This is a genomic window from Pseudoalteromonas sp. MelDa3 (genome assembly GCF_002863625.1).
In the GTDB taxonomy this organism is placed as follows: domain Bacteria; phylum Pseudomonadota; class Gammaproteobacteria; order Enterobacterales; family Alteromonadaceae; genus Pseudoalteromonas; species Pseudoalteromonas arctica.
The window spans coordinates 1-6,304 of record NZ_PJBR01000131.1 but is presented as its reverse complement, the minus strand read 5'-3'; the positions used below and the strand labels follow the sequence as shown (position 1 = coordinate 6,304).

The window sequence follows — 6,304 nt, the reverse complement described above, 5'->3', positions numbered from 1 at the left end:
ACGCCCTTGCAAAGTGAGTTTACCCAATACGAAATAAACGGAGAGTCTAAACTTATCTCGTTTACAAAAATTAGTGGCATTGAAAATGTAGATTGGTACCTAGGTGTTGTTATAGATAAAGATAAAGCGTATGTCAGCGTTTCTAACTTTGGCCAAACTGCGGCTGTTTTTATGGTGATAGGGATCATTGCTATCATTATTATGATGCAGCTTTTATTACGCTATTTAATGCAGCCTATGAACCGTTTAAATGATGCCATTAAAGATATAGCACAAGGCGAAGGCGATTTAACAAGGCGTTTAACCGTTGAAAACGATGATGAGTTTGGCGACTTAAGTCATTCATTTAATATTTTCATCGAAAAAATTCAGCATTCAATAGAGCAAGTAAAAGAGTCCACTGAGCAATTAGATACAGCTATTGAGAGCTTGGTATCACAAACACATTCATCACTGTCTATGTATGATGATCAAAGTAAACGAACCGATAGCGTTGCAGCGGCTATTAATCAGTTTTCAGCTACATCAATGGATATTTCAAGTAATGCAGAGAGTGCTTCGCAGCTTGCTAAAAATGCAGATGAGCACTCAACACAAAACCAAGAAGCATTAAGCCACAGTGTTGCAACCATCCACCAGCTTTCAGCTAATATGGAGAAAGCTCAGCAAACTATAAACAGTTTAAATACACACACAGCCAGTATTGGGCAAGTGCTTGAAGTTATTAAAGGTGTAAGCGAGCAAACTAATCTATTGGCACTCAATGCAGCAATAGAAGCCGCTAGAGCAGGAGAGGCAGGACGCGGTTTTGCCGTTGTAGCAGATGAAGTACGCCAATTAGCACACCGCACTCAACAATCAACGCAAGAAATTGAAGACACAGTGAGCCAGTTACAAAAAGGCTCAAACCTTGCTGTAGAGCTTATGAAAACAAGCCTTCAAGACAGTGAAAAAAGCGTACAACAAGCAGATGCCGTCGGCAATTTAATGAGTCATGTTATTCAAGCTATTAAGCAAATTAACGATGCAAATCATTCTGTGGCCAGTGCAACAGATGAGCAAAACCAAGTTGTTAAGTTATTAGATACTGACATTCAAACAATTAGTGCGCTTTCTATACAAGGCAAGGCCAACTTAAATGACACGCTTAACGAATGTACCAAACTAAAACAGCAGTTTAGTGCCTTAGAAAATATGGTTCAAAAGTTTAAAGTATAAAATTAATGACTAAAAAAAATGTGAATAAACCAAATTGGCTCAGTCTAATAAATATCGACAGTGTTTATAGCTCAGACATGCAACGCAAAGCGTTTTCTTTATTTACCATGATTGGGATATCAATTGTGGTGATTGCTGTACTCGTGTTTTTGAATTATAAGGTTTACTCACCGATACTCACCGCTTCATTAATTATCGTTAACATTACAAATATAAGCTGTTCTATCTACTTTATAAAAACAGGTAATCTTCAAGTAGTGGCATTAATAAGTATGAGCATTGTGTGCATGATGTTTGTTGCACTTGTTTATACCGGTGGTAAAGACAACACCGCGCTATATTGGCTAATGTTTTATCCAGTAGTAACGTTTGCATCTTTAGGGGTCAGATTAGGTGCTTGGTTAGGTTTTACTTTACTGTTTTGTTGTATTGTTATTTTATACGGCCCTGACTTTGGTCAAGTTAGCTATGGCGATGTAGAAAAAACACGATTTATAGCGTCATTTTCTATGGTGTTTTTATTCTCATTTATTGGTGAGTTTTTTAGACATAAAAGCCACATGGCTATTGCCGATATTACGCTAGAGCAAAAACAACATGCGTACACAGATCCCCTTACTGGCATGGCAAACAGACGTTTTATTACCTCTCATTTTTTAAAGCTTGCCCAAACACGCCCAGATCAGTACTTACCTTTTTCAATTTTGTTAATTGATTTAGATAACTTCAAATCTTTAAACGATACGCATGGTCACGACTTTGGTGATACGGTATTGATTGAATTTACCAAGCTCCTTGAATCTCAGTTTTTGGCAACTGCGTTAAAAGCGCGTTATGGCGGTGAGGAGTTTGTTGTTATTTTACCGCAGGTTACTGTTCCTACAGCCACTGTAATTGCAAACAAATTTCGAGAGGCTGTCGCAGGGCACGTTATATTTACCGATGATAAGCAGCGTATTTCAATCACCTGTAGCATTGGTATTTCCCAAGTAAATAAAGTAACTGATTATGATGATTCATTAAAACAAGCAGATGAAGCTCTTTATAGTGCAAAGGCTGCTGGTCGTAATAGAGTCGTCTCGAACTAGTTGAAGGATTAATATGTCTCAAAGTAAATTAATATATATTCATGACCCTATGTGTAGTTGGTGTTGGGGTTACTCACCAACCTGGCTTAAGCTAAAATCAGAGCTTGCTGGTAAAGTAGCAATTGAATATAAAGTAGGTGGATTAGCACCTGATAGCCAAGACCCAATGCCACAAAATATGAAAGAGATGCTTGAGGGTACTTGGCATAAAATTTCAGCGCAGTTAGGTACGCAATTTAATTATAACTTTTGGCGCGATTGCCAGCCAAGACGTTCAACGTATCCCGCATGTAGAGCCGCACTTATAGCGCGTAAAACTGATAAAGAAGCTCAAATGATTGCTGCAATTCAACATGCTTATTACTTAAACGCGCAAAACCCGTCTGATGAAAGTACATTAATTAGTTTGGCTGAACAAATAGGCTTAGATAAAAATGAGTTTACTGCGCAGCTAGCATCAAGTGAGCTTAATGATGAACTTAAAGAAGAGTTGTCTTTTGTTCGTACGTTACCTATTCAAGGGTTTCCCTCACTCGTGCTTATAAAAGACAATAAAGCATACCCAATAGAAATTAATTATACCGATTGGCACTATTCCCTTAATCAAATTAATTCAATTTTAAAATAACCCAGCTTGTTTATGGGCATTTGGTTAACAAATGCTCTTATCATCTTAAAAACCTCCTCGTAAGTCTTAATTGTTACCATTGTCATAAAAGCGACTTTTTTGCGCAACATCCTTGTCATGTTTCATCTATAAACTCCTGCTCATTGAAATTATTAAGTCATAAATTATTTATATAACAAAATTTATGACTTTAAAAAACAAACTAGCAAATCCGCTAACTAACGAGTAAAGGTGTATGCGATGAAAGGCGTTAAACCATTAATCTTAGCTGGTATTGTGGCCGCAAGTGCAGCAGTACACGCAAACGATTTAGATAAGGTTATTGATAAAAGCAGTGAAATTAATAAATCAGCTGCGCAATCACAAACAAAAATAGACAAGATTGCAGATTCAATGCAAGGGCGTTTACAGCAGTTTAAAACCCTCAATAAAGAAATTGATGGTTTAGCTGTTTACAACGCTCAGCTAACTAAACAGTTAAATAATCAAATAGAAGAGATGGAATCTTTAAACCTGTCAATGGATCAGGTTTCTATTATTGAACGTCAAATTACACCTTTAATGATGCGTATGATCACAGGCCTTGAGCAGTTTGTATCACTCGACGTGCCATTTTTACAAGATGAGCGTGCAAAACGTTTAGCCTCATTAAAAACCATGATGGATCGCGCTGATATCACCTCAAGCGAGAAATTTCGCCGTGTTTTAGAAGCTTATCAAGTGGAAGTTGATTACGGGCGTACCATTGAAGCATATACCGCTCTATTAGAAGTAAGTGGTAAAGAGCGAGAAGTAGACTTTTTACGCATTGGTCGTTTAGAGCTTATTTATTTAACGCGCGATGGCAAGCAAGCAGGTAGTTGGGATACAGACACAAAAACATTTGTAGCGCTTCCTGACTCTACTATAAGCCAAATTAACAAAGGTCTTCGCATAGCGCGTAAGCAACTTGCCCCAGATATGTTAACTCTGCCAGTACACGCAGCAGAATAAGAGGTTAAAAATGAAATTGTTTACTCAAATGACAAAAAAGGCTCTTTTTGCTGCAAGCCTTACACTAAGCCTAGGTTTTACAGGTAATAGTATCGCGGCAGAGTCAATGAATCTTGACTCGTTACTTAAATCAATTGAAGACGGGAAATCGGTTCAAAGCGCACAAAACAAGCAACGAGAGCAAGAATTTACCTCGCGTCAAAACGAACAAGTGCAAATGCTAAAAGATACACAAGCAAAACGCAGTCAAATGCTTGGTGAATCAGAGCGATTAGAAACACAGTTTGAAGAAAACGAAGTTAAGCTTGCTAATTTAACCGACACTTTATCAAAGCGTATGGGATCACTTAAAGAACTATATGGCGTTCTTCAGCAAGTTGCTGGTGATTCAAGCAATAAATTTGCAACATCGGTTGTATCGGCAGAAATTCCGGGGCGAAGTGCTTTTATGGACGATCTCGCTCAAAAAATGGGATCAACATCAAAGCTTGCTTCAATCGACGATATTGAAAAAGTGTGGTACGAGCTGCAACGCGAAATGACCGAGCAAGGCAAAGTAAGTCGCTTTAATACTACGGTTATAGTCGAAGGTGGTAATAAAGCACAGCAAGAAGTTGTTCGCGTAGGTGCTTTTAACCTTATATCGGGCGGTAAATATTTAGAATACAACCCAGGTACGAATACACTAAGCGAACTAACTCGCCAACCAGTATCGCGTTACACATCGACAGCGGGCGATTTACAAGACGCTAAGACAGGTGTTGTGCAGTTTGCACTTGACCCAACAGGTGGTTCAATTTTAGGTTTACTCGTTCAAGCCCCAGATACAGCAGAGCAAGTACATCAAGGTGGTGCTGTTGGCTACGTAATCTTAGGTGTAGGTTTACTTGCATTATTAATTGCAATTGAGCGTTTTGTATCGCTATTACTTGTTGGTGGGAAAATTCGCCGCCAGCTAAAAGACAGCGTAGCGAGAGATGACAATCCACTAGGTCGTGTTATGAAAGTTAAAGACGACTACCCAAATGTTGCCTACGACACATTAGAGCTTAAATTAAGCGAAGCTATTTTACGCGAAATGCCAAAAATTACGCGTAACTTAACACTTATCAAAATTATATCGGTAGTTGCACCGCTATTAGGTTTACTTGGTACGGTAACCGGTATGATCAATACCTTCCAAGCAATTACACTATTTGGTACTGGCGACCCTAAATTAATGGCTGGTGGTATTTCTCAAGCATTAGTAACAACCGTATTAGGCTTAGTTGTTGCAATACCAACTGTATTTATTTACACCCTACTTAATACTCGCTCAAAAGGTTTACTGCTTATATTACAAGAGCAAAGCGCCGGTATTATTGCAGAGCGAAGTGAGAAAGGAGAATAAGCCATGGTGCTATTGATTGACTCAATCAATGCTATCCGTGATTTTCTCGACACTGGTGGCCAAGTTCTCTTGGTCATTGGGGTGTTAATCTTCGCGATGTGGTTATTGATACTCGAGCGATTTATTTATTTTTTTAATGGTTTTCGTGGTTATAAAAAAGACGCTAAAAGCACATGGAGTTCTCGCTGTGAGCGTAATAGCTGGAATGCTGAGCAAATACGCCAAGCAATGATTTCGAGAGCAAGTATGCGTCTTAACGCTAACTTACCGCTTATTAATGTGATGGTGGCGTTATGTCCGTTGCTTGGTTTATTAGGCACAGTAACAGGAATGATTGAAGTATTTGATGTGATGGCAATTACAGGCACAGGCAGTGCGCGCTCAATGGCATCGGGTGTATCTAAAGCAACTATTCCAACAATGGCGGGTATGGTAGGTGCGTTATCGGGTGTATTTGCATCAACGTATTTACAACGCAAAGCCAAGCGAGAAGTAGAGCTACTACAAGACAGCATGGTTTTAGACCATTAAGCAAAATTTTGATAAGCGGCCCATTTAAAGCCGTTCATCCTAGGAGAATAAAAAATGAGAGCCCCTTTAGGTAATTTAATGCAAGAAGACGAAGCTGAAGAAATAAACATGACACCTATGTTAGATGTTGTATTTATCATGCTTATTTTCTTTATTGTTACAGCGTCGTTTGTAAAAGAATCGGGTATTGACGTAAACCGCCCTGAAGCAGCAACAGCTGTTAAAAAAGAACGTGCAAACATATTAGTGGCGATTTCTGACACGGGTGAAATTTGGATTAACAAACGTCAAATTGATATACGTGCAGTGCAAGCCAATATTGAGCGTTTAAAAGCTGAAAACCCGCAAGGTAGTGTTGTTATTCAAGCTGACAAAAAATCAACAACCGATACTTTAATAAAAGTAATGGATGCAGCACGCGCAGCAGGTGTGTTTGATGTGTCGATTGCGGCTCAA

At 38.8% G+C, this 6,304-nt stretch carries 7 protein-coding genes; all 7 read left to right on the top strand.

Going from position 1 to position 6,304, the window contains the following annotated elements; genetic code table 11:
- A partial coding sequence (locus CXF89_RS17815) for a methyl-accepting chemotaxis protein (RefSeq protein WP_145990836.1) occupies nucleotides 1–1,218 on the top strand: 1,218 nt, incomplete at its 5' end.
- A 5-nt stretch (nucleotides 1,219–1,223) separates the two neighbouring features.
- A complete protein-coding gene (locus CXF89_RS17810; protein ID WP_121955349.1) occupies nucleotides 1,224–2,306 on the top strand; it encodes a GGDEF domain-containing protein in 1,083 nt (360 codons plus the stop codon).
- Nucleotides 2,307–2,319: 13 nt separating this feature from the next.
- On the top strand, nucleotides 2,320–2,934 hold the full coding sequence (locus CXF89_RS17805; RefSeq protein WP_121955348.1) for a DsbA family protein: 615 nt from the start codon (nucleotides 2,320–2,322) through the stop codon (nucleotides 2,932–2,934).
- 240 nt (nucleotides 2,935–3,174) lie between these two features.
- Nucleotides 3,175–3,927, top strand: coding sequence for a DUF3450 domain-containing protein (locus tag CXF89_RS17800; protein WP_076924682.1), 753 nt, complete (start codon nucleotides 3,175–3,177; stop codon nucleotides 3,925–3,927).
- A gap of 10 nt (nucleotides 3,928–3,937) precedes the next feature.
- A complete protein-coding gene (locus tag CXF89_RS17795) occupies nucleotides 3,938–5,317 on the top strand; it encodes a MotA/TolQ/ExbB proton channel family protein (protein ID WP_121955347.1) in 1,380 nt (459 codons plus the stop codon).
- Between the two features lie 3 nt (nucleotides 5,318–5,320).
- On the top strand, nucleotides 5,321–5,848 hold the full coding sequence (locus tag CXF89_RS17790) for a MotA/TolQ/ExbB proton channel family protein (protein WP_121955346.1): 528 nt from the start codon (nucleotides 5,321–5,323) through the stop codon (nucleotides 5,846–5,848).
- A gap of 54 nt (nucleotides 5,849–5,902) precedes the next feature.
- Nucleotides 5,903–6,304 (top strand): ExbD/TolR family protein (locus CXF89_RS17785; RefSeq protein WP_145990835.1); only part of this gene is annotated, 402 nt, incomplete at its 3' end.